The organism is Paenibacillus sp. FSL L8-0340, from assembly GCF_038593145.1.
Taxonomy (GTDB): Bacteria; Bacillota; Bacilli; order Paenibacillales; family Paenibacillaceae; genus Paenibacillus_AQ.
Genome location: NZ_CP151967.1, coordinates 5884767 through 5908514, shown reverse-complemented (window position 1 = coordinate 5908514; position 23748 = coordinate 5884767). Strand labels below are relative to the sequence as shown.

Genomic DNA, 23748 nt, shown 5'->3' with positions numbered 1-23748 from the left:
TCTTATTTCATCTCGTTTTGTTCCGTGATATGGAACCGTTCCACCTGCTGCTGCATATCGGAAGCCATAGCGGACAACGCTGTAGAGGAGGCCGTAATCTCCTCCATGGAAGCAAGCTGTTCCTCCGTTGCAGCTGTTACGCTCTGGAAGGAATCCAGCGCTGCCCGCGAGATGGCAGCCATCTCCTGTACGGAGGCAGCCACTTCTGCCGAGCTGGCAGACATTTGCTCGGTAATCGCCGAAACCTCATGAATTTGTTCGCCCACGTGCCGGGTAGACTGCTCAATTTGGATGAAGGCATCGCTCGCTTCCAGCGCCAGGTTCATGCCTTGCTCAACGTCTTCGGCCACTTTATGTTTCATTACATCATAGGCGCTGGCGATCAGGCCGACCATTTCGGTAATGGTCTCCTGGATTTGACCCGCACTGACATGGGAGGCTTCGGACAGCTTCCGCACCTCTCCGGCAACAACGGCGAATCCTCTGCCCTGTTCTCCGGCACGGGCAGCTTCAATAGCTGCATTGAGCGACAATAGATTGGTCTGCTTCGCGATCGCGGAGATCGCTGTACTTGCTTCTGCTACCTTTGTGCTAAGCCCGTTAAGTTCGGAAATCAGTCCGCCGGACTGCTGAACGGACTGGCGGATTGTCTTCATCTGCTCGCTGACATGCTGCACTCTGGTGCTTCCGGTGTTCACAACCTGTTCAGTCTGTACTGCGGCACTTACAATGGCCTGGGAAGCGGAAGCAATTTTGTGGATGGCTTCGGACATTTCATCCATAGTTACGGCTACCTCGGAGGATGCATAGGCCTGGGTTTCCACACCGCGGGTGGATTCCTCCACCAGTCCGGTGACATACTCCACTGCCTTGCTGTTCTCGCCGGTGCTGGCTGTCAGCTGCTCACTGGCAGCTGCGAGCTGGCCTGATGTTTCGGCCACATCCTGCACCATCTTTCGAAGCGACGCTACCATGGCATTATAGTTGCCCGCAAGCTGCCCGATTTCATCTTTACGTGTGGTGTGGACCACTTCGTCCAGATAACCCTCGCTGACACGCTTTGCCGAACGGTTCAGCTGCTCAAGCGGCTTGGTAATGCGGCGGATAATGAAGAACGTTACTGCAGCGGCCAGAAGCAGCGCAACCAGCAAAACGATAGCTGAGTTATACAAAATAGGATAAACGGCCTCTGCATACTCGCTCTCGGGCAGCACACCGACCAGCTTAAAGCCGCTAAGTTCATTCGTAATGTAAAAGCCGTCCATTACCTGGTCTGTGGCACTGTCTTTGTAAGACACTTTGCCTGCCGGGGCCGCATTCAGCGTATCCAGCAGCCCGCCTGTAACGGGGCTTCCTACCTCCAGAGTAGGATGGTAGATAACCTTATTGCTGCTGTCCAGTATATATACATAACCGCTGGAACCGAGGCTGACATTCTGCGCCAGTTCCATAAGCCCACTCATGCTCAAACTGATTGTAGCTACCCCTTTGCCGTCCTGAAAGGCTCTGGAGATCGGCAGGATGAAGGAGTTTGTAACCTTGGAGAAAATCGGGTTGATAACGGATGTGCGGTCCGGTGTCTTCAGCGCGTCAATATACCAGTCGCGGACCCGGGGATCATAGTCGTTTGGTTTGGAATCAGGCGCGAACATAAACTTGCCATCGCTGTTGCCTAAAGCAACGATGTCGATCTCAGGATGCTCCGCTTTAAATTTGTTGATCTGATTCCGTACGCGTGGAGAGTTCGCTGTCAGATCCGCCGCAGTAATTTGATAGGCAAGCTGATTCACATTGCTGCTCTCGAGCTGTATTAATTGCTCAAGTGTCTTATCGAGAAGATGAATGCTCGATTTTGTAGTTTCCTCCATTTTGCCCTGCAGCTCTGTTTTGGAAGTTTCTGAAGAGTTGACAGCTAGTACAAGCGAAGGAACTGCAATGGCGGTAATGATAAAAGCCATTAGTTCAGTTCTGAGTTTCTTGATGCGGAATACTTGTTTGAGGATGTGCCTTTTAGCTGTCATATTATATTCCTCCTGCTTTTAATTACTTCCATATCTATTAGTTAATAGATAATTACTTTTATATTTCGACACTAATCGACTTATTTTTTAGATTTTTCTTAAAAAAATAAGTTCCCATCTGGTGAAGAACAGTTATAACTGTTCTTGAACTTGTAACCTATCCCTGGGTATGGCTTAATAATAAGTGTCCGGCCGGGCAGATTACTCTGGAAGGAGGCTGATTGAAATGATTTCAGTATACGAGGTGGTTTCCGTCTAAGACGGAAATCCGCATAACCGGAGGAGGCCGAAAGGCCTCCTTATTTAAAAAACATAGAAATAAATAATTCACATAAAGTTGTGATCAAAACCGGATGTAGACGCTATCCAATGGTTTTTATATAATGAACTTACGGTATTTACCAAATATGAGCTGAAGAAAGGAGGCAGGTGACGTGATCAATTCATTACAAGCAGTCGTCGGACACAAAGGGACACACCTGTTGAAGGAGGAAGTAAAAAGTGAGTTATGTAAATGGGAAGGATGTGCTCCCCCCGGGCCTGCTCGAAGAGCTTCAGGGATACATCCAGGGTGAATTGCTATACATCCCCAAGAAAACCGAGCAAAGGGTAAGATGGGGCGAGAACAGCGGATCCAGGCAGGAGATTGCCAGCCGGAACGAGGAGATATTCTGCAGTCACAGCAGCGGCTGCTCAGTGAACGAGCTGCAGAAGAGATACCATTTATCCGAAGAAAGCATCCGCAAGATTATTTCAAAAATGCGGCTGGCGCTGAACCGCTAGCCTGAACTTTGAACAAAGAGCATGGCACCGCCGGAGGAGGCGAGGTCATGCTCTTTTTAAATACAAGGGTGTATACGCAGTATGGTATGATAGTGGGAGGTATCCTAATAGTGCCGACCTACAAGATTACAGCAAGGAAGTGGAACAATGGATTTATTTTCGCTCGGGGAAGACACCGGTAGCGGACGCCTGCTGGCGGACCGAATGCGTCCGGCGAATCTTGATGAATATATAGGACAAGAGCATATTGTTGGCCAGGGGAAGCTGCTGCGCAGAGCTATTGAGGCAGATCAGGTCTCCTCTATTCTGCTTTACGGCCCTCCAGGCTGCGGAAAAACAACATTGGCCCATATTATTTCCCATCATACACAGGGGGAATTCGTCCGCCTGAATGCGGTCGAAGCCTCGGTCAAGGATGTGCGGGAAGTGATCGAGCGTGCTCAGAGCAATAAGGCATTGTACGGCTCCAAGACCATTTTGTTTCTGGATGAGGTGCACCGCTTCAACAGCTCCCGCCAGGATGCACTGCTTCCCGCTGTGGAGAAGGGGACCATCACCTTTATCGGCGCGACGACGGAGAACCCGTTCCACTATGTGAACGGGGCGTTATTGAGCCGCTCCACACTGTTCCAGCTGGAATCGCTGACCAGTGAGCACAGTCTGATTGCTATGAGACGGGCGCTTACCGATGAGCAGCGGGGGCTTGGCTTCATGCAGCTGCAGGTGGATGAAGAAGCTTTACAGCATATTGCAACGATGGCCAACGGCGATATCCGCCGGGCGCTTAATGCACTTGAGCTGGCTGCCATGACCACTGCGCCGGAACCGGACGGCAGTGTGCATATTACACTTGCGGTGGCTGAAGAATCCATCCGCCGCCCGATTGTCAAAGCGGATGAATCGACGCAATATGATGTGTTGTCTGCGTTTCATAAAAGCATCCGCGGCTCCAGCGACGCGGCGCTGTTCTGGTTTCTCTATGCTGTGGAGAAGCTGGGGATGGACCCGATGACATTCATCCGCCGGCTGATCGCTGCCAGCAGTGAGGATATCGGCCTCGCCAATCCGCAGGCGATGGTCCAGGCGGTCAGCGCACTTGAAGCCTACCGCAATAACGGCTGGCCGGAAGCCAAGCTGAATATTGCCCAGGCGATCCTGTTTGCGGTGGAAAGTCCGAAATCGAATGCCGTGACCGTGGCGATTTCGAATGCCATGGCCAGTATCGACGAGTTGAAATCGGCTGAAGTACCACTGCATCTGCGCGATACGCATTATAAAGGAGCCGTGAAGCTCGGCCATGAGGGCTACCAGTATCCGCATAATTTTCCGGGCCATTATGTCAAACAGGATTATCTGCCTAAGGCTATTGCACGCCGGGTCTTTTATCAGGCTACTGAACAAGGCAATGAAGCGAAGATCCGCCATAACCAGTCGCTTCGGCGCGGACAGTAGTCATATAGGCGTTCGATTATACAACTTTCTCCATATTATTCATCAGCCGCTTATTTTACAGGGGGAGATTTCATTCCTTTTGTAAAAGAAGCGGTTTTTTGTTTAACGGACTCGCGTTTTTTCTGATAGACTCCAATTTTTTTACAAAAATATCTATTTTTTATTACATATTTGCTATTTTGTATATAGAATTCTATTCCTATATATGGTATATATTTACATAGGATGAAAATCATCCTAAAGATACCCGGGAAGAAGGTGGAAAACTTTATTGGGGATGAATAAGAGAGTTAGGACCACGGTTTGAAGAGTCTGTGCAGAGATGAAATTGAACACAAGGACAAGAAGGACAAGAAGGACAAGAAGGGAGAAGGGCTAAGATGGGCAAAGGGATCAAGAAGGGCTGGGTTTTGTCCTTGAGCTTTATGTTAGCGGTTACATGTTCCGGAGCTGTATTTCATCCATCTGTGGGCACAGCAGCGGCTGCCGACTACAACTACGCGGAGGCACTGCAAAAATCGATTTATTTCTATGAGGCTCAGCGTTCAGGCGATCTGCCGGAAGACAACCGGGTCGAGTGGCGAGGGGACTCCGGACTTCTGGATGGTGCGGATGTCGGCCACGATTTATCCGGGGGCTGGTATGATGCGGGTGATCATGTCAAATTTGGATTTCCAATGGCTTATACAGCTACGATGTTGGCCTGGTCGGTCTATGAATACAAGGATGGTTACGTGCAGTCCGGCCAGCTGGAGGAGATTCTGGATAATATCCGCTGGGCTACCGACTATTTTGTCAAAGCCCATACAGCTCCAAATGAGCTATGGGGACAAGTAGGGAACGGAACGGCCGACCATAATTGGTGGGGAGCAGCGGAAGTGATGCAAATGCAGCGGCCCTCCTACAAAATTGATGCAACTCATCCCGGCTCTGATCTGGCGGCAGAAACCGCAGCGGCGCTGGCTTCGGCATCGATTATCTTCAGGGATTCGGATGCTGTCTATGCGGACAAGCTGCTGCTGCATGCCAAACAGCTGTATCAATTTGCGGACACTTACCGCGGCGCCTATTCGGACAGTATTACCGACGTCAAGCAGTATTACAATTCATGGAGCGGTTATGCCGATGAATTGAGCTGGGGCGGTGTATGGCTCTATTTGGCGACCGGTGAGCAGACGTACCTGGACAAGGCAGTAGCCGCAAGCAGTCTGTGGGGAACGAACCAATCGGGATTATGGGGTTACCAGTGGACACAATCCTGGGATGACAAGCATTACGGTGCGCAGCTGCTGCTGTCACGGATTACCGGGGATGCCAAGTTCATTCAATCTACAGAACGCAACATGCAGTATTGGACAACCGGCGTAGGCGGGACTAGCGACCGGGTCGCCTATACACCTGGAGGATTGGCACATCTGGATCAGTGGGGTGCCCTGAGATATGCCGCCAACCAGGCATTTTTGGCGTTTGTTTATGCGGACTGGGTAAGCGACCCTGTCAAAGGCGAAACGGCCCGTTCTTTCGCGGAACGGCAGATTACGTATATGCTGGGCGACAACCCGCGGAACAGCAGCTATGTGATCGGATATGGTAACAATTCGCCGCAGCATCCGCATCACCGGACCTCGCATGGTTCATGGAGCGACAGCCAGTCTACTCCGGCAGATCATCGTCATGTTCTATACGGAGCGCTGGTCGGGGGTCCATCCAAGACGGACACGTATACCGATTCGATCAACGACTATGTCTCGAATGAAGTGGCAACCGACTACAATTCCGCCTTTACAGGAGCATTGGCCAAAATGATGCTGCTCCACGGGCAAGGGCAGCAGCCGCAACCACAGTTTCCTGCGGCAGAGACCCCTGAGGATGAAATGTTCGTCGAGGCTTCCGTAAATGCCAGCGGCAGCAATTTTGTAGAGATCCGGGCGCTGCTCAACAACCGTTCCGGCTGGCCGGCACGGGTCAGCAAGTCGATGTCCTTCCATTATTATCTGGACCTCAGCGAAGCAATTGCCGCAGGGTACGGTCCTGAGGATATTACGGTCACTGCCGGTGGCTACAACCAGGGAGCAACGGTATCCGCACTTCAGCCTTATGATGAAGAACATCATATTTATTACACCAAGGTTGATTTTACCGGTACTGCGATCTATCCGGGCGGTCAATCCGCTTACCGGAAGGAAGTCCAGTTCCGGATCGCCGCTCCGCTCAACACGCTCTTCTGGGACAATACAAATGACTATTCCTTCAAAGGCGTGGCAACGGGAGGAGCGCTTCCGGTAAAAACGGCGTATATACCGGTATACGATGCCGGGGTGCTTGTGTTCGGTGAACTGCCTCCTGGAGGTGGACATCCGGGTGAACCGGAGGTGCCCGGACGGCCTTCCGGTGTAGCGGCTGTTGCTGAGAACGCCAGCGTAAAACTGTCATGGAACACAGTCAGCGGGGCAACGGGCTATACAGTTAAACGTGCTGTAACGAGTGGCGGACCTTACACTGTAGTTGCAAGCACTACAGGGGCCGTGTACTCCGACAACGGGCTGGTTAACGGTACTACCTATTATTATGTAATCACCGCCTCGAACAGTGTTGGCGAGAGTACGCCATCTCTGCAGGTTAGTGCCCAGCCGCGTGAAACACCTACTCCGGCAAAAGGTGATTTAAGGGTGGAATACCGTACTAATGACAACAATCCCGGGGACGGACAGATGCGCCCGCAATTCCGGATTGTGAACACGGGAACTGCTGCGGTACCGCTGAGTGGTCTTAAGCTCCGCTACTATTTTACCGTGGACGGAGACAAAACCCAGCAATTCCACTGCGATTATGCCGTTGCCGGCAGCGGAAATGTAAGCGGTTCCTTTGTGAAGCTTAATCCGGCCCTAACCGGAGCGGACTACTATCTGGAGATCACTTTTGCTGAAGGTGCCGGAAGCCTTGCTCCCGGAGGGAACAGCGGTGAAATTCAGGTGCGCACCAACAAGGAGGACTGGACGAATTATAGCGAGGGCAATGACTATTCCTACAGTGGAACGCAGCTTGCCTTCGCCGAATGGGAAAAGGTGACACTGTATCGTGACGGAACACTTGTGTGGGGTTTAGAACCATAATTTATCTACAGAGAGGGAGCTAGCCAAAATGATGAAATTGAGCTTAAGCAAGAAGCCTATTTCCGCTATAATGGCCTCGATTCTGTTTCTCTCACTCATAACTGGTTTCTTTACTGGTAACCCCGGAACTGCAAAGGCCGCTTCGGCGGAGGAGACCCGATTTCTGCAATTATATGCTCAGCTAAAGGATCCGGCGAACGGCTATTTCTCGGCTGAAGGCATTCCCTACCATGCGGTAGAGACATTGATGAGCGAAGCGCCTGATTACGGGCATATGACCACTTCGGAAGCTTACAGCTACTGGATGTGGCTCGAGGTGCTGTATGGCCATCATACTGGCGACTGGAGCAAGCTGGAAGCAGCTTGGGACAACATGGAGAAATACATTATCCCTGTTAATGAAGGCGACGGCAAGCAGGAGCAGCCGACGATGAGTTATTACAATGCGAACAGCCCGGCTACCTACGCTTCCGAGTATGCGCAGCCGGATCAGTATCCAAGCCAGCTTAGCGGAAAGTACACGGCAGGCAAAGATCCGCTTGATTCCGAACTGAAAGCAAGCTATGGCAACAACCAGACCTATCTTATGCATTGGCTGGTGGATGTGGACAACTGGTACGGCTTCGGCAACTTGCTGAATCCTACACATACAGCCGCTTATGTAAATACATTCCAGAGGGGCGAACAGGAATCGGTGTGGGAAGCTGTCCCGCATCCGTCCCAGGACGACAAATCATTCGGCAAAACAGGTGAGGGCTTTATGAGCCTGTTCACCAAAGAAAGCAATGCGCCTGCAGCACAGTGGCGTTATACCAATGCTACCGATGCAGATGCACGTGCAGTTCAGGCTATGTACTGGGCCCAGGAGCTTGGCTATAATAATTCAGTTTATCTGAACAAGGCCAAGAAAATGGGGGATTATCTCCGTTACGGCATGTACGACAAGTATTTCCAAAAGATCGGCAGCGCAGCTGACGGCACACCGGAAGCGGGAACCGGTAAGGATTCCAGCCAATACCTGCTTGCCTGGTATACCGCTTGGGGCGGCGGGCTTGGTTCAACCGGCAATTGGGCCTGGAGAATCGGCGCCAGCCATGCGCATCAGGGTTACCAGAATGTCGTGGCAGCCTACGCGCTTTCCAATCCGGACGGAGGTCTGGTTCCGGCATCAGCAACAGCAGGGCAGGACTGGAGCAATTCGCTGAAGCGCCAGCTGGAGTTCTACACCTGGCTGCAATCTGCCGAAGGCGCGATTGCCGGCGGAGCAACGAACAGCTACGAAGGTGCTTATAAGGCTTATCCTGCCGGCACAAGCACCTTCTACGGCATGGCATATGATGACGCGCCTGTCTACCATGATCCGCCGTCCAACAACTGGTTCGGAATGCAGGCCTGGAGTGTTGAACGGGTGGCCGAGCTGTATTACATTCTGGCTGCAAGCGGCGACACAACCTCCGAGAACTTCCAGATGGCCAAGCAGGTGGTGAAGAACTGGGTGGACTGGTCCACGGACTATGTCTTTGCAGGCAGCCGGCCGGTTACGGATGCAGAGGGCTATTATCTGGACAGCCAGGGCAACCGCATTCTCGGCGGTGATAATCCCCAAGTGGCTACAGTTGCTGCTCCGGGAGAATTCTGGATTCCGGGCAATGTGGAATGGCAGGGGAAACCGGATACCTGGACAGGTTTTGCAAGCAGTGACGGCAACAGCAATTTAAAGTCAGTCACCAAGAGCCCGAGCCAGGATACCGGTGTACTCGGCAGCTATATCAAAGCGCTCACCTTCTATGCCGCAGGTACTGAGGCAGAAAACGGCAGTTATACCGCGCTTGGCGGGAAGGCACAGCAGCTGGCTAAATCCTTGCTGGATACAGCTTGGGGATATAATGATGGTGTCGGTATAGCAACTAAGGAGAGCCGTGGCGATTATGCCCGTTACTTCACCAAGGAGATCTATTTCCCAAGCGGCTGGACGGGTACTTTTGGACAAGGCAATAGCATTCCGGGAACAGCGACAGTACCTTCCGATCCTGCCAAAGGCGGAAACGGTGTCTACGCCAGCTATACTGACATCCGGCCGGATATTGTGAATGATCCCGATTGGCAGTACCTGCTTAACAAATATAATTCGTCATATAATACGGCCACCAAGCAATGGGAGAATGGAGCCCCTGAATTTACGTATCACCGCTTCTGGTCCCAAGTGGATATGGCCACGGCCTATGCCGAATATGACAGGTTAATCAACAACAGCAGCGGTCCGGTCGAGCCCGTTGCCCCGAAAGCGCCCTCCAAACCGGCTGTTGTTGCCGGCGACGGTTTTGTACAGCTTAGCTGGAACAATGTAACTGCTGCCGACAATTATACAGTTAAGCGGGCCACTGTCAGCGGAGGTCCTTACAGCGATGTATCAGTAGTTACCCAGGCCACTTACAGCGATACCTCTGTAGTCAATGGAACGACCTACTTTTATGTCGTCAGTGCGGCTAACAAAGTAGGAACAAGCCCGAATTCACCCGAGGTCAGCGCCAAGCCGGCAGCGGCTCCCGAGCCGCCTGTAGGGAATCTGATCGTGCAGTATCGGACCAATGATACAAATCCGGGCGATGCCCAGTTCCGTCCGCAGCTGCGGATTGTGAACAGCGGGGATACTTCGGTTGCACTTAAGGATGTAAAGCTGCGCTACTACTACACGGTAGACGGCGAGAAGGCGCAGCAGTTCAATGTAGACTATGCCGCTATAGGCAGCGGCAATGTGCAGGGAACATTCGTCAAGCTGGCTCCCTCTGTGACAGAGGCAGATTATTATGTGGAGATCTCCTTCACTGCGGGTGCGGGCAGCCTTGCTCCCAGAGCCAGCACCGGTGAAATTCAGCTGCGGATCAACAAAACCGATTGGAGCAATTTTAACGAGACCGGCGATTATTCTTACGACCCGGCCAAAACCTCGTTCACTGACTGGGCACGTGTACCACTCTACCTGAATGGAACGCTGGTCTGGGGATTAGAGCCTTAAAAGTGCAGTAGAAGGTAAAATGAAAAGCCGCAAATCCCCAATACTCCGGGACATTTGCGGCTTTGTTATTAATATCACATTTCATATGCGAAACTGTGAAAATATTTGACAAAAAAATCTAATAGATGCGTCGAATCTTGTCGTATTTGTCATGTTACTTAACACCATAAAAAAATTTTATGGAAAAATCATTGATAATTCACCATAAGTCAATTAGAATAAACTCTAACATTCAGGGATTAATTCCAATATAATCCTAAATGGAAATTCGTAGTTGATAGATAGGGTTACTGTATATAACATGAGTGCTCCTTGCTAAAAAAATCCTAGTGTTAGGGTGATGAACTTGAGTGAAGATTTGCTGCATATTGAGAATTTAACGACATCCTTCAAGATTGCAGACGATTATTACGCTGCGGTCGATGATGTGACGCTCACGGTGAAGAAGAACGAAATCCTCGCCATCGTAGGAGAATCCGGATCAGGCAAAAGTGCGTTGGCTTTCTCAATAATAGGGCTGCACACCAAAGCAAAAATTGATGGACATGTGTATTACAAAGGTCAGGATATTGTCAAAATGTCCCCAGGTATGCTGAATAAGGTCCGCGGCAAGGAAATGTCGATGATTTTCCAGGACCCCTTGGCTGCACTAAATCCGCTTATGATTATCGGACGGCAGATTGAAGAGGTACTTCTCCTTCATGATTCCGGCCTCTCCAAGAAACAAAGAAAAGCAAAGGTCATCGATTTGTTGACTAAGGTTGGAATTCCCCGTCCCGAGCATACATATCAGCAATACCCTTATGAATTATCCGGCGGCATGCGGCAGCGGGTAGTGATTGCCATCGCAATCGCCAACGGACCACAGCTGCTAATCGCCGATGAACCGACAACCGCACTGGATGTAACGATTCAACTGCAAATTCTTGAACTGATCAAGAAGCTCAAAAATGATATGCAAGCGGGAATAATCCTAATTACCCATGATCTGGGCGTAGTCAGTGAAATGGCAGATCGCGTAGCTGTTATGTACGCCGGGCAAATTGTCGAAATTGCTGATATTTATACGCTGACCTCCAACCCGCAGCATCCTTATACAAGATCTTTATTTAATTCGATACCTACGGTCAAGGAAGCGAAGTCCAGACTGCATGTGATTCAGGGAATCGTCCCGTCGCTCAAAAATTTGCCGCGTACGGGTTGCCGTTTCTCCGCCAGAACCCCATGGATTGATGAATCAGCCCATGAGGAGAATCCACAGCTGCACGAAATCGCTCCGGGTCATTTGGTCCGCTGCACCTGCTACAGACATTTTCATTTCCCCGAGAGCGTTGAGGAGGCTGACAGCCATGGCACTGCTTGAAGTTAAGGATTTACAGGTTCATTTCCCGATTCGAGGCGGCATATTCAGCAGAGCGGTCGGTGAGGTAAAGGCGGTCGACCGGGTCAATTTCACCATTGAGACCGGGCAGACTTACGGATTAGTCGGTGAATCAGGCTCAGGTAAGACAACGACAGGAAGAGCGATTATCGGGCTGAATGAGATTACAGGCGGCAGCATTCTTTTTGAAGGCGCCGATTTAGCCCTGAAGAACTCACGCAAGCTGAACAATGTCCGCCGCGATGTTCAAATGATCTTTCAGGACCCCTATTCATCGCTCAATCCCAAGAAGCGTGTGCTCGACATCATTGCCGAGCCGCTGCGCAATTTCGACAAACAGTCCCCCCAGGAAGAGAAACGGAGAGTTCAGGAGCTGCTGGAGCAGGTCGGCCTGAGTCCGGACAACATTTATAAATATCCGCATGAATTTTCCGGCGGACAACGTCAGCGGATCGGAATCGCCAGGGCGATTGCGCTGAAGCCCAAGCTGATCATCGCCGACGAGCCGGTGTCCGCGCTGGATGTCTCGGTTCAGGCACAAGTGCTTAACTTTTTACGGGACATCCAAAAGGAATTGAATTTAACCTACCTATTTATCAGTCATGATCTCGGAATCATCAGACATATGTGCGATCATATCGGCATTATGTACAAGGGACGTCATGTTGAGCAGGGGACGCCTAAGGATATTTTTGACAATCCGCGCCATATTTATACGAAACGTCTGATTGCCGCAATCCCGGACATTGACCCATTGCAGCGTGACGAACGGACCCGGTTCCGCAAGTCCGTAAGTGAGGAGTACGAGGGAGCCTACCGGAACTATTTTGACAATGACGGTTTAGCTTATCCTTTACAACCCATTTCCGATACCCATTTGGTGGCCATGCCCGAGAAAGGTTGAGACGTATGTGGAAGATTATTGTACGAAGAATATTGATTATGATCCCTCAAGTATTTCTGCTCAGCATTCTGGTATTTCTTATGGCCAAAGCCATGCCCGGAGATGCGCTCACCGGTATGCTCGATCCGAACATTGATCCGGCCGCCATTGAAGCGATGCGGGAACGGCTCGGCCTGAATGATCCGTGGTACATCCAGTATTGGGATTGGATCACTAATGCCCTGCAGGGAGACATGGGCCAGTCCTTCCGCTTTAAGATGCCGGTAACTGAGCTGATTGGCCAGCGGCTGATGAACACGGTGTGGTTATCTGTGACGACTCTGGTCATTACCTATTTAATTGCAATACCGCTTGGCATCATTAGCGGACGTTTCAATGACACCTGGGGCGACCGGCTGATTACAGGATATACCTATGTCGGTTTTGCGGCCCCCTTGTTTATCGTAGCCCTGGTTATGCTCTGGATGTTTGGTTTCTACTTTCATTGGTTCCCTACCGGAGGAAGTGTATCACCGGGCGAGGTCCCCGGGACGATGAGTTACATTCTGAGCAAGTTATATCATTTGCTGCTTCCGGCCATATCCATTGCGCTGATTACTACCGTCGGGACGGTCCAATATCTGCGGAACGAAATCATTGATACGAAGCAGAAGGATTTTATCCTTACGGCAAGAGCAAAAGGCGCCTCGGAATCACGGGTGTACAACCGCCACATCTTACGCAACTCCCTCCTGCCGATTGCCGCTTTTTTCGGGTATGAGCTTACGGGATTGATCGGCGGCACCATCTTTGTAGAGAGTATTTTCAGCTATCCCGGCATGGGCCAGCTGTTCCTGAGCTCCATCGTTATCCGCGATTTCACCGTTGTAACGGCACTTGTGCTGCTGTATGGAATTGCTCAAATCATCGGATCCCTGCTCTCGGATATCATATTAGGCATTGTTGATCCCCGTATCCGGATTAAATAATGATCAGAACTTGTTGAGGTGAATGTAATGGCAAAATCAAGCGCTGAGCTGTCGCTCCCGCAGGATATGGAGAAGAGCCCATCCGGATGGAGAATCCTCTGGAAGGAGATTTTCAGAGATAAACTGGCTTTGGTCTCCCTGATTTTTCTAGGTGTAGTTGTATGCGGAGTATTTGGCATCGCCCTGTTTCTGGATCAAAAGCAGATAGTAACCGTCGATCTGTTCGCCTTATATGAGAAGCCTTCGGCTAAATTCTGGCTGGGCACCGATTACGGCGGACGCGATGTGTTCGGTCAGCTCATTATCGGTACCCGCAACTCGCTGAGTATCGGAATTATGGTCACTCTGATGACGGGTGTTATCGGCATTCTGGTAGGTCTGATCTCCGGCTATTTCGGTGGATTCGTCGATAATATTTTTATGCGTTTCGTGGATTTTTTTATGATCCTGCCGATGCTGATGATTGTCATCGCGTTTGTTACGGCGGTTCCCAAATATAATACCTTGTCCTTTTCACTGATCATGACGGCATTTCTATGGATGGGCATCGCGAGGCTAATACGCTCGAAGACACTGCAGGAGAGGGAACTGGAATATGTCCAGGCCTCCAGAACGCTGGGCTCCTCTCATCTTAAGATTATGTTCAAACAAGTGCTGCCGAACTTAAGCTCCATCATTATCGTTACGATGACGCTGAATTTGGCCGCCAACATCGGTCTGGAGTCGGGCCTCTCGTTTCTCGGCTTCGGTTTTCCTGAAAGCACACCTAGTCTGGGGACGCTGGTCAGCTATGCCCGGAATCCGCAGACGCTGCAATCGAGATGGTGGATATGGTTACCCGCATCACTGCTGATCCTGGTGTTGATGTTGAGTATAAATAATGTCGGTCAGGCGATTAAGCGTGCGACGGATGCAAGACAAAGAAAAGGATAATAAGGGAGGAAGAAACAAGAATGAGAAAAAGAAACTCTGGCAAGACCATGCTCTTCACATTGATGCTTGTCCTGACGCTTGCGGTTACGGCCTGTGGCTCAGGCAACAATGAAGCGGCTGAGCCTTCGGCAACAGCCAAGACAGATGCAGCTGCTACAACTGCTCCAACTGCAGCACCGGCAGCAGAAGACGGGCTGTACAACATCGCAGATTTCAGCAATGTTAAGACGAACCAGGGTGAAGCCATTGAAGGCGGCACACTCAACTTTGGCCTTGTATCTGACACTCCCTTTGAAGGAACTTTGAATTTTAACTTCTCCTCCGGTGTTCCGGATTCTCAGGTGCTGGACTGGTTTGACGAAGGCTTGCTGACTTGGGATAAGAACTATGTGTATACCAATGACGGGGCGGCTACCTATGAAGTCTCTGAAGATGGACGTACCTTCACCTTTACCATCCATGACAATGTAAACTGGCATGATGGCAAGCCTGTTACTGCCGAAGATTGGCTGTTTGCCCATGAAGTTATCGGTAATCCGGCCTATGACGGCCCTCGTTACGGCTCTGATTTCACCAACATTGTAGGTATGGAAGATTACCATGCCGGCAAAGCCAAGACAATTTCCGGAATCAAAGTACTTAGTGAGAAGAAACTGGAAATCACTTATGTGAAATCGACTCCATCCCTGCTGACAGGCAGTATCTGGATTTATCCGCTGGCTAAACATATTTTCGGAAATATGGATGTAGCCAAAATTTCCGCTTCCCCTGAGGTCCGTCAAAAACCAATTGGTTTCGGTCCATTTAAAGTAGAAAGCATTGTACCTGGTGAATCCGTAGTATTTGTCAAGAATGACGACTACTGGCGCGGCGCTCCGAAGCTGGATAAGGTTGTCCTGAAAGTAATTCCACCGACTACGGTTGTGCAGGAGCTGAAAGCCGGAAATATCGATTTGGTCGACAGCTTCCCGATTGACCAGTTCCCTGATAACTCTAAATTGTCCAACGTTGAATACCTTGGAGCCATTGACCGTGCCTATACTTACATTGGCTTCAAGCTTGGTAAATGGGACGCGACCAAAAAAGTGGTGGCTCCAGATCCGAAGGCGAAGATGGGCAATGTAGCTCTGCGTAAAGCGATGTGGCAGGCGGTGGATAATGATGCCGTCGGCAAGAAATTCTATCATGGTCTGCGCTGGAATGCGACTACGCTGATTCCTCCATCTCATCCTGAATTCCATGATGCCAGCAATCCGGGAGTACCGTTTGATCAGGAAGCAGCCAAGAAAACACTGGATGATGCAGGCTATAAGCTTAACGGAGAATTCCGTACCAATCCGGACGGCACGCCGCTGACGATCAATTTCATCTCCATGACAGGTTCGGATATCGCTGAGCCGCTGGCCCAATATTATGTGCAGTCGTGGAAAGCCATCGGTCTGAATGTAACGCTGGAAATGGTGGAGTTCAACACCTTCTATGACCGCGTAGGTTCCAATGGTGAAGATGATCCTTCTGTTGATGTATACCAAGGCGCTTGGACAGTCGGTATCGACGTGGATCCACAAGGACTGTATGGCCGCGACGCTATCTACAACTTCCCGCGTTACGCAAGTGAAGAAAGCGACCGCCTAATGAAAGAAGGCGTATCGGAAGCAGCATTTGATGTAGCGAAGCGCAAGGAAATCTACAAAGAGTGGCAGCAGCTGATGGTTGACGAGATCCCTGTATTCCCAACCCTCTATCGTGCAGAACTCGTTCCGGTAAATAACCGCGTTCTGAATTACGCTATTGGCGATGGAACGGGTATTTACAGAAATGAGCTTGCACTGTCCGCCGACAAGGGGATTGCTGCACAGTAACTTTCCGGGATTTAGCAACCTGTAATATACAAAACCTCCTTGCGGCTTTTGCAGCTGCAAGGAGGTTTTTGTATACTCATAGGGCTAAATCGCTTTAGCCACATAGAAACGGCTGCCGGCCTTGGTGGGGTCAGCAGCCGTTTTTAGGTGCGTTCATTCGGTTCTTATTGCTGCTGCGGCTGCGGTATTACCTTCTCTGCAGCTTCAATCGTACCTCCGCCGAGGCATTCCTCGTCCAGGTAGAAGACAACAGCTTGACCCGGTGTGATCGCCTTTTGCGGCACATCGAAGGCAACATGCACGGTACCGTCTACCTGTGCTCTCAGTGTTACGCCCTGATCAGGCTGGCGGTAGCGGAACTTGGCGGTGCACTTCAGCGGTGCATCTGTAAGGGTAAGGCCGTCTATCCAGTTGACACCGGAGGCGATCAGACTGGTGGAGTAGAGGCTGTGGTGCTTGTCCCCTTGGACTACATACAGGATGTTGCGGTCCAGATCCTTCTCAGCCACAAACCACGGCTCACCATTGCCGGAGCCGCCAATTCCCAGACCCTGGCGCTGGCCCAGTGTATAATACATCAGGCCCTCGTGGCGGCCCTTCACCTCGCCTGTGGCGATATCGACCATGTCTCCGGACTGGGCAGGCAGATACTGGCTTAGGAATTCACGGAAGTTACGTTCACCGATGAAGCAGACACCGGTGCTGTCTTTTTTCTTGGCAGTGTACAATCCGGCTTCCTCGGCGATTCTCCGTACTTCAGGTTTTGGCAGATGTCCGATCGGGAACATCGCTTTGGAAAGCTGGTACTGGTTCAGCGCGTTCAGGAAGTAGGTCTGGTCTTTATTGCTGTCCACGCCGCGCAGCAGCTTGAACTTGCCGTCTTCCTGAATGACCCGTGCATAATGCCCGGTAGCCACGTAATCGGCGCCCAGTTGTAGTGCCTTATTCAGGAATTCTCCGAATTTGATCTCGCGGTTGCACATCACATCCGGATTTGGTGTGCGTCCGGCCTTATATTCATCGAGGAAATAGGAAAAGACTTTATCAAAGTATTCCTTCTCGAAGTTAACGGTATAGTAAGGAATATCGATCTGCTCACACACGCGGCGGACATCCTCTGCGTCAGTCTCGGCCGTGCATACGCCAAACTCATCGGTGTCGTCCCAGTTCTTCATGAAGATACCGATGACGTCATAGCCCTGCTGCTTCAGCAGAAGTGCCGTAACGGAGGAATCGACTCCTCCGGACATGCCGACGACGACACGTGTGTCCTGGTTTGCCTTTGTCATCGTAATCACCATTTTCTATGCAAAAAATACCGGTTATTGATACAAACACCCGGCTCATTTTGTATTATAACACACCTGTCTAGCCCAAACTGCCCGTGAGGACGGGAAAATGCAGCAGAAAAGACGAGAAAATTGACAATTTGTCCACCACTGGCGAACATTCATGTGAAAAGTTACTTTTTTGGCTCCAAATATGTCCATAAATATGATAACATAAGCTGAGAGCAAACATCGGAATACCTTGATATGACATATCTCATGTCGTAACAATGAATTATGATTCTATCAGCAACTAAACCGAAAGAGGTGCCCCTTGAAGATATCGACAAAAGGACGTTACGGATTAACCATTATGATGGAGCTTGCCCTGAAATTTGGCGAAGGTCCAACCTCACTTAAAAGCATCGCCGAAAAAAACGGACTATCCGAGCATTATCTGGAACAGCTCATTGCCCCACTGCGCAACGCAGGGCTTGTGAAGAGTATTCGTGGTGCTTACGGCGGCTATATCCTTTCACGCGAATCCATTACCATTACAGCCGGCGATATTATCCGTGTGCTGGAAGGCCCCATATCGCCAGTTGATTTTACAGAAGAAGATGATCCGGCAAAACGCGACCTCTGGTTGCGCATCCGCGACAGCATTGCCGATGTGCTGGATTCCACCACATTGTCCGACTTAATCAATTATAAGGAAGAAAGCAAGGCTGACAACTACATGTTTTATATTTAGAGGGATTGTCGGGAACCCGCGTTGTTCAAGGGATTAGTAGGCCTTTTCACGATACTTTTACCCTCGATTTACCCGCAATTAAATAAGCTGGAAATTAAAGACTGGACCCTGCCATTAATGGCGGGGTATTTCTTTGCATTCAGGAAGTTTATCCTTACTGATGGAAGTTAATATATTTAATCTTCCAAATTAAACATAATTGATTTGTGAGTTTTCAAAAGCATTTCTTGAATGGAGTGATGGAATGAGCAGAAGAACAAGTGGAATGATATTTATTTTTTATATCAGTATTTCTGTATGGAACTTATTATCTTATGCAGCGATTTATGGATCGAATATCACAACATGGGTTCTGAGATATTTAATGTAATGATAGATTCTGTTGGCAGTTCGCTCAAAAACCTTAATAAACTTTCTTAGTCGGCAGGGATCGTCTTTTTGGTGTGGACAGAAATTGAGGAGTATTATAAGACTCATAATAAGAACAACAACATAAAAATGCAGAGGGGTAAGGGCTTGGAAACATCATACAAAGCATTGAAAAGCAATTCAGGCTTCTTAGCCGCTTCTCTGGTGCAGTCGAAAGTATCTATCTGTTGGGTACCGGGAAGATCCGGCCCCAATCGCTCACTTGATGGATTATGGCGGCATCGTTGAGGAATACACTCCTGTATCAATTAAGAATTATCCGGCAGCGATTTAAATTTAGAGCAGAATTGAGTGGAAACTAACATTGTTGTTTATTATATATTCAATCTATTTAAAGCACAATGCGATAAAAAATACCTTTTTTTGTTTAATAATAGGAAATGAAGTAATTTTTTATAGTTAATAGATACTATATCATTAATAACCTAATTAATGGTATAATTCCATTGTAATCCAAAAAATAAAACTGGGAGGTAGTTACTTTGATTAAACTTTTAGGATTAGGTGTCGCTGCATCATTACTTTTTACTCCGATAACAGGCCTTGTAGATTCATCATCGCTGCAAAAATCTTCAGTATCTGAGGTTTCCTCTGCAAAAAGTTATAGTTTTAACAATAACATTTACGAAGAACCAGGAACAGGAACGAAGATTTTGGTGGGGGACGGGGTCAAAGTTCCAGAACTTGCAAGAGGAAAAGAGGCCGTAAAGATAGTCCGTGTAAATCAAAGAGGTGGAGCTTTTAATGATTCATTCACTTGTGAACCGACTGATGGAATTAACCTAAACATCTGGATGATGAATAACAGTGGCCAATCGGTTCAATTTCAAGTGAGACGAAACGGAGTTGAGTTCACTGATCAAGCAATTGCTGTTGGCTCACAGAAAACAATCTCTTTTACGGATATGTTAGGTAATGGTCTGGATGGATATTATGAGGTCTACATATATAGTTTATTAGGATATTCACTTGATGTTGATGTAAGTGCTAGACAGTTCTAAAAGCTGCGTTAAAACAAGTCATCTACCCTTGAGGTGGATGATTTGTTTGTTTTTATAAGGTGAACTCCGAGAACACTGGACTCCACAACAGGCCAGATTTGGTTCAAATATAGTAAAAATATAAAATATTCCAAATCTTATATACTAACCCTTCCAGTTGGCGGGTATTTCTGCATAAGAGGGAGGTGAATTATGTTTGAAGTCGAAGTTAAAGATGTATTTAAAATTACTGGTAGAGGCTATGTAATTGCAGGGGAGATTATTCAAAGAGAGTCCGTTTCAAGAATCGGAGACACTTTGCTTAATAAAGAAGATAATACACAGGCAGTGCTTGTGAAATCATTTGAATTGATAAATTATGGAACTGGAAAAATGAAACTGAATCATATTGGGTTTTATCTAATATCTCAGAAGATGAGGCAAAGAAATTAATTGGAAAGCGACTTGTTGAAGAATGAAATTGCACCTGGCACCGCACCAATTCAATGATTATCCAGAAGGGCGACTAAACGATCTTGGTGGGATAGTAGAAGGATATCACTCAGGTAGGTTAAGATCGCCGGAAACTGGTTCAGACGAGAACGACTTGAATTTAGAGCCATACATAAATTAACCCGACTGGAGACCGAGGTGTGGTTTTTGGCTTTGTAATATACTCTACCAATAAAGACTTTGGGAGGGTGTTATGAGAAACTATAGATTTCAATTTTCGTTGACAGGCCTTTTATAATACGCATTACAGCTACTTCCCAATATAATCTGGATGCTTGTGCCTCCAACAAATAATGTGCTTACTGGAAATAGTTCTGCCTATAAAACACTGAATATTATAGAGGGATTGTTTGGGGTGTTAACGGTTATTCTAATGGTTGTTCTGATAAACAAGGGCGAAGGAAGTAACAGTAACATTTATATTGGACTAGCAGTTATGTTTTTGGCAGCCTATTATATTTCTTGGATTTTCTATTATAATGGCGTGGTTGCTCCGTGGTTACTGATACTAGGAATTGCATGCATGCCGCCTTTGTATTTCTTTTTTGTCGGACTTTGGATGAAGAACTATGTCCTTCTCGTTCCATGCGCTATTTTTGGAATTACCCATGTTTTGATTACTTGCATGAGTTATTTGAGACTATAAAGTGTTTATTGAAGATCCAGATTCTGTAGGCCATCTGATGGAATGTGGAGGGATTGTGAAGGATTTACGCCAGGTTCCATTAAAATTGATGGTGCCCAATTCGTCAGGAAATATATTTGAATTTAGAGCGTAGTGAAAATAACCTGCCGGTTTTTGAACTAATGGGCTATTATTTTTATTGTTATAGATTCTCCTAACTCCAAAACCCGAAAACAGGTAGAATTTATAATCCTTCTATAATAGAGGTACTAGGAAACTAATATATATAGATTGAACTTGAGAATTATATTTAGGGAAAAGTGGCGGAGGGGAATTTTGATCCTTACGGAGCGATAGCGTCCGCCTAAAAGCTTTCCGTAGGAAAGCTCGCTTCGAAAGCAGCGTGCCCAGAAAAGCACGCTACCTCTAGCCGGTGAAAGTCCGGTCGCGGGAGGGGCCAAGCCCCCGCGTAGCTAGGATGCCTGCGCATGGCGAAATCTGTGCGTAGAAGCGCATCGACAAAAGTACGGATTTGATACCGTGCGAGCAACCGACCAGGCCGTAACATGAAGTGAATCCTGCCGCGTCGTCAAAGCGGCCTCGCAAGAGGACAAGAGGAAGCCGAATCCCGTGCTTTAGGATGAAGGCCAAGGAAGTTGCAGAGAACTTGGAGCGGCAACGAAGAATCCTCCGGCGTAAGGGGAACGGCATGGCTGGAAAGAGGAAGTGTGAACTGGGGAGACCCTCCCCTGCACCGAAAGGAAAAGGTAAAAGGACACTCTATAAACCCAGAAGGTGAAGTGAGATGCCCGCAGGAAGGGAGTCCGAGGGGCCAATAGTACCGAAGAACCGTAGGACAACATAACCTACGGGAGGGAAGGGGCCCTGCTTTGTTCAAGTTTATCCAAGAGGTACGAGTACGTGAATGCCCAAGGGGCTAACGACACGCAAGAAAACACTCAACAACTCTTAGGAGGAAACTAGCTTATGGAGCCAAGGCCGTGAAGGTTGCATGCCCATGAGTGACGAACATCGGAAAGCCGTATGAGGGAAAACCTCACGTCAGACTGTCTAACAATTTTTAAACAATATCCATTTTGGGCATGAAAATAGATGCCCAATGTCGAATCTCTGTATCTAAGGAGATGAGCACATATGCCTTTTATTAAAAGTGAGGATAGACATCAAATTCATTTACTGCCATATACATTGGACGATTTTGTAGAAGAAGAAAATCCTGTTCGAGTTATTGATGCTTACGTCGATAGCCTGACCCTAGAAGAATTGGGATTTCAGGTGTATTCTGGCTCCAAAGCGGGGCAAAAACCTTACCGCCGGGAAGAACTTCTCAAGCTTTATCTTTACTGTTATATGAACGGCATCCGTTCCTCTCGTAAGATGGAGACCGAAACAAAAAGAAATATTGAACTGATGTGGCTAGTTGGTAAGCTCCAACCGGATCACGGCACTTTATCTGCTTTCATGAAGAATAACCAAACAGCCATAAAAAAGCTATTTAAAGAATTCACCTTACTGTTAAAAGGTTTCGGGTTAATCGATGGTCGACTTGTTGCGATTGATGGCACAAAATTAAAGGCGAACTGCTCTAAAAAGAAACACTTTAATGACAACATTATCAGCAAGAAGCTAGAGTATATCGATGAAAAAATCGATGCCTATTTGCGCGACTTTTTAACGGAGGACAGTCGCCTCAAACAGCAGGAAATCACGGGAAAGTTAGCCGTCTATCAAGAGAGATTGCACGAGTTGCAGGTAATGAAACAAGAACTTAAGGAAACAGGTGAAAACCAGCTTTGTGTTACCGATCCAGATGCCAAATCAATGAAAAACAACGGGAAGCACGAAGTTTGTTTTAATGTTCAAACTGTGGTGGACAGTAAGTATAAATTGATTGTGGACTGCGACACAGTCAATGATGTCAACGATCAAGGGCAACTGTCCAATATGGCAAAGAAAACAAAGCAAGTTTTCCATGATCAAAAAACCACAATTCTGGCCGATACAGGCTATTATAACTACCTTGAAATCATCGACGTTGTCAACGAAAGCACCGAACTCTTAATTAAGCCGCAGAAGGGAAAGCAAAACAAAGTAGCAAGCGGATTTGATAAAGATAACTTTGAATATGATGCCATAAACGATAAATATATTTGCCCTTTGGGTTATGAATTACCTTTCAAATGGAATGGAAAACAAGATGGAAAAGAGTACAGGCGTTACACATGCCAAGCCTTCGATATTTGCGGACAAAAGGATATCTGCACGTCTGCCAAAGGAGGAAGGTCGGTAACGAGGCTTAAAGATGAAGAAGTGATTGAACAGATTGCCAAAAATACACGTAGTCACAGTAATACATATAAGCAAAGAGCGGCAATCGTAGAGCACCCTTTTGGGACGATAAAACGTCACCTGGGCTATACATACTTTTTAACGCGAGGGCTGGCATCAGTAAGCACTGAGACCAATCTGATTTGCCTTGCCTATAATATCAAGAGAATGATCAAAATAAAGGGAGTGAAAGAGCTCATAAGTCTCTTCAGAGACCGAGCTCATTGGATATCTAAGATGCCCAACGTTTATTTGAGTAAAATTGCATAAATCCAAGGTTTAAGCGTGCTCAGTAATCAGTTGTTAGACAGTCTGACGTACGGTTTGATGAGGAGGGGCTGGGTACAAACCAGCTCTTTACTCTAGTGGGCAAGGTTTGGATTTCTACCGCGATTCG

Annotated in this window: 15 protein-coding genes; 13 read left to right on the top strand and 2 right to left on the bottom strand. The window is 48.2% G+C overall.

Annotation, left to right across the window (positions count from 1 at the left end; genetic code table 11):
* Positions 1-2 precede the first annotated feature (2 nt).
* The gene (locus tag NST07_RS27090) at positions 3-2021 is read right to left on the bottom strand and encodes a methyl-accepting chemotaxis protein (protein ID WP_342480531.1); all 2019 of its coding nucleotides are present in this window, start codon (positions 2019-2021) and stop codon (positions 3-5) included.
* A 501-nt stretch (positions 2022-2522) separates the two neighbouring features.
* Here NST07_RS27090 and NST07_RS27085 point away from each other — a divergent pair.
* The 9 genes from NST07_RS27085 (at position 2523) to NST07_RS27045 (ending at position 16433) form a co-directional block, all read left to right on the top strand.
* Complete coding sequence (locus NST07_RS27085; RefSeq protein WP_038595570.1) at positions 2523-2804, top strand: CD3324 family protein; 282 nt, start codon at positions 2523-2525, stop codon at positions 2802-2804.
* Between the two features lie 147 nt (positions 2805-2951).
* Positions 2952-4256, top strand: coding sequence for a replication-associated recombination protein A (locus tag NST07_RS27080; protein WP_342480530.1), 1305 nt, complete (start codon positions 2952-2954; stop codon positions 4254-4256).
* 425 nt (positions 4257-4681) lie between these two features.
* A complete protein-coding gene (locus NST07_RS27075) occupies positions 4682-7369 on the top strand; it encodes a glycoside hydrolase family 9 protein (RefSeq protein ID WP_341380410.1) in 2688 nt (895 codons plus the stop codon).
* A 31-nt stretch (positions 7370-7400) separates the two neighbouring features.
* The gene (locus NST07_RS27070; protein WP_342481978.1) at positions 7401-10385 is read left to right on the top strand and encodes a glycoside hydrolase family 48 protein; all 2985 of its coding nucleotides are present in this window, start codon (positions 7401-7403) and stop codon (positions 10383-10385) included.
* A 346-nt stretch (positions 10386-10731) separates the two neighbouring features.
* Positions 10732-11748: an ABC transporter ATP-binding protein gene (locus NST07_RS27065; RefSeq protein WP_341095643.1), complete on the top strand. Its 1017-nt coding sequence runs from the start codon at positions 10732-10734 to the stop codon at positions 11746-11748.
* Entirely contained in the window at positions 11735-12670 is a 936-nt protein-coding gene (locus tag NST07_RS27060; RefSeq protein WP_342480529.1) for an ATP-binding cassette domain-containing protein, read from the top strand. The genes NST07_RS27065 and NST07_RS27060 overlap by 14 nt, the downstream gene beginning before the upstream one ends.
* A 5-nt stretch (positions 12671-12675) precedes the next feature.
* The gene (opp4B, locus tag NST07_RS27055; protein WP_341095641.1) at positions 12676-13638 is read left to right on the top strand and encodes an oligopeptide ABC transporter permease; all 963 of its coding nucleotides are present in this window, start codon (positions 12676-12678) and stop codon (positions 13636-13638) included.
* A gap of 27 nt (positions 13639-13665) precedes the next feature.
* Positions 13666-14571 carry an ABC transporter permease gene (locus tag NST07_RS27050; protein WP_341095639.1) on the top strand — a complete coding sequence of 302 codons (906 nt, stop codon included), beginning with the start codon at positions 13666-13668 and terminating at the stop codon, positions 14569-14571.
* A 20-nt stretch (positions 14572-14591) separates the two neighbouring features.
* Positions 14592-16433 (top strand): oligopeptide ABC transporter substrate-binding protein, encoded by a 1842-nt coding sequence (locus NST07_RS27045; protein WP_342480528.1) that lies wholly within the window; start codon positions 14592-14594, stop codon positions 16431-16433.
* 164 nt (positions 16434-16597) lie between these two features.
* Here the strand turns inward: NST07_RS27045 and mnmA are convergent, their stop codons facing one another.
* Positions 16598-17722 (bottom strand): tRNA 2-thiouridine(34) synthase MnmA, encoded by a 1125-nt coding sequence (gene mnmA, locus NST07_RS27040; RefSeq protein WP_341095637.1) that lies wholly within the window; start codon positions 17720-17722, stop codon positions 16598-16600.
* Positions 17723-18035: 313 nt separating this feature from the next.
* Between mnmA and NST07_RS27035 the strand changes: the two genes are divergently transcribed.
* From NST07_RS27035 to NST07_RS27020, 4 genes are all read left to right on the top strand, one after another.
* Positions 18036-18455: an Rrf2 family transcriptional regulator gene (locus NST07_RS27035; protein ID WP_038595549.1), complete on the top strand. Its 420-nt coding sequence runs from the start codon at positions 18036-18038 to the stop codon at positions 18453-18455.
* Between the two features lie 911 nt (positions 18456-19366).
* Entirely contained in the window at positions 19367-19885 is a 519-nt protein-coding gene (locus NST07_RS27030) for a hypothetical protein (protein ID WP_342480527.1), read from the top strand.
* A gap of 192 nt (positions 19886-20077) precedes the next feature.
* The gene (locus NST07_RS27025; RefSeq protein WP_342480526.1) at positions 20078-20317 is read left to right on the top strand and encodes a hypothetical protein; all 240 of its coding nucleotides are present in this window, start codon (positions 20078-20080) and stop codon (positions 20315-20317) included.
* 1840 nt (positions 20318-22157) lie between these two features.
* On the top strand, positions 22158-23621 hold the full coding sequence (locus NST07_RS27020) for an IS1182 family transposase (RefSeq protein ID WP_342480525.1): 1464 nt from the start codon (positions 22158-22160) through the stop codon (positions 23619-23621).
* Positions 23622-23748: the final 127 nt, after the last annotated feature.

What these genes read in the sequence shown, in the direction of transcription:
- NST07_RS27090 (WP_342480531.1), bottom strand. Translation starts at nt 2,021, where the DNA reads ATGACAGCTAAAAGGCACATCCTCAAACAAGTATTCCGCATCAAGAAA.
- NST07_RS27080 (WP_342480530.1), top strand. Translation starts at nt 2,952, where the DNA reads ATGGATTTATTTTCGCTCGGGGAAGACACCGGTAGCGGACGCCTGCTG.
- NST07_RS27075 (WP_341380410.1), top strand. Translation starts at nt 4,682, where the DNA reads ATGTTAGCGGTTACATGTTCCGGAGCTGTATTTCATCCATCTGTGGGC.
- NST07_RS27070 (WP_342481978.1), top strand. Translation starts at nt 7,401, where the DNA reads ATGAAATTGAGCTTAAGCAAGAAGCCTATTTCCGCTATAATGGCCTCG.
- NST07_RS27060 (WP_342480529.1), top strand. Translation starts at nt 11,735, where the DNA reads ATGGCACTGCTTGAAGTTAAGGATTTACAGGTTCATTTCCCGATTCGA.
- opp4B (WP_341095641.1), top strand. Translation starts at nt 12,676, where the DNA reads ATGTGGAAGATTATTGTACGAAGAATATTGATTATGATCCCTCAAGTA.
- NST07_RS27050 (WP_341095639.1), top strand. Translation starts at nt 13,666, where the DNA reads ATGGCAAAATCAAGCGCTGAGCTGTCGCTCCCGCAGGATATGGAGAAG.
- NST07_RS27045 (WP_342480528.1), top strand. Translation starts at nt 14,592, where the DNA reads ATGAGAAAAAGAAACTCTGGCAAGACCATGCTCTTCACATTGATGCTT.
- mnmA (WP_341095637.1), bottom strand. Translation starts at nt 17,722, where the DNA reads ATGACAAAGGCAAACCAGGACACACGTGTCGTCGTCGGCATGTCCGGA.
- NST07_RS27025 (WP_342480526.1), top strand. Translation starts at nt 20,078, where the DNA reads ATGTTTGAAGTCGAAGTTAAAGATGTATTTAAAATTACTGGTAGAGGC.
- NST07_RS27020 (WP_342480525.1), top strand. Translation starts at nt 22,158, where the DNA reads ATGCCTTTTATTAAAAGTGAGGATAGACATCAAATTCATTTACTGCCA.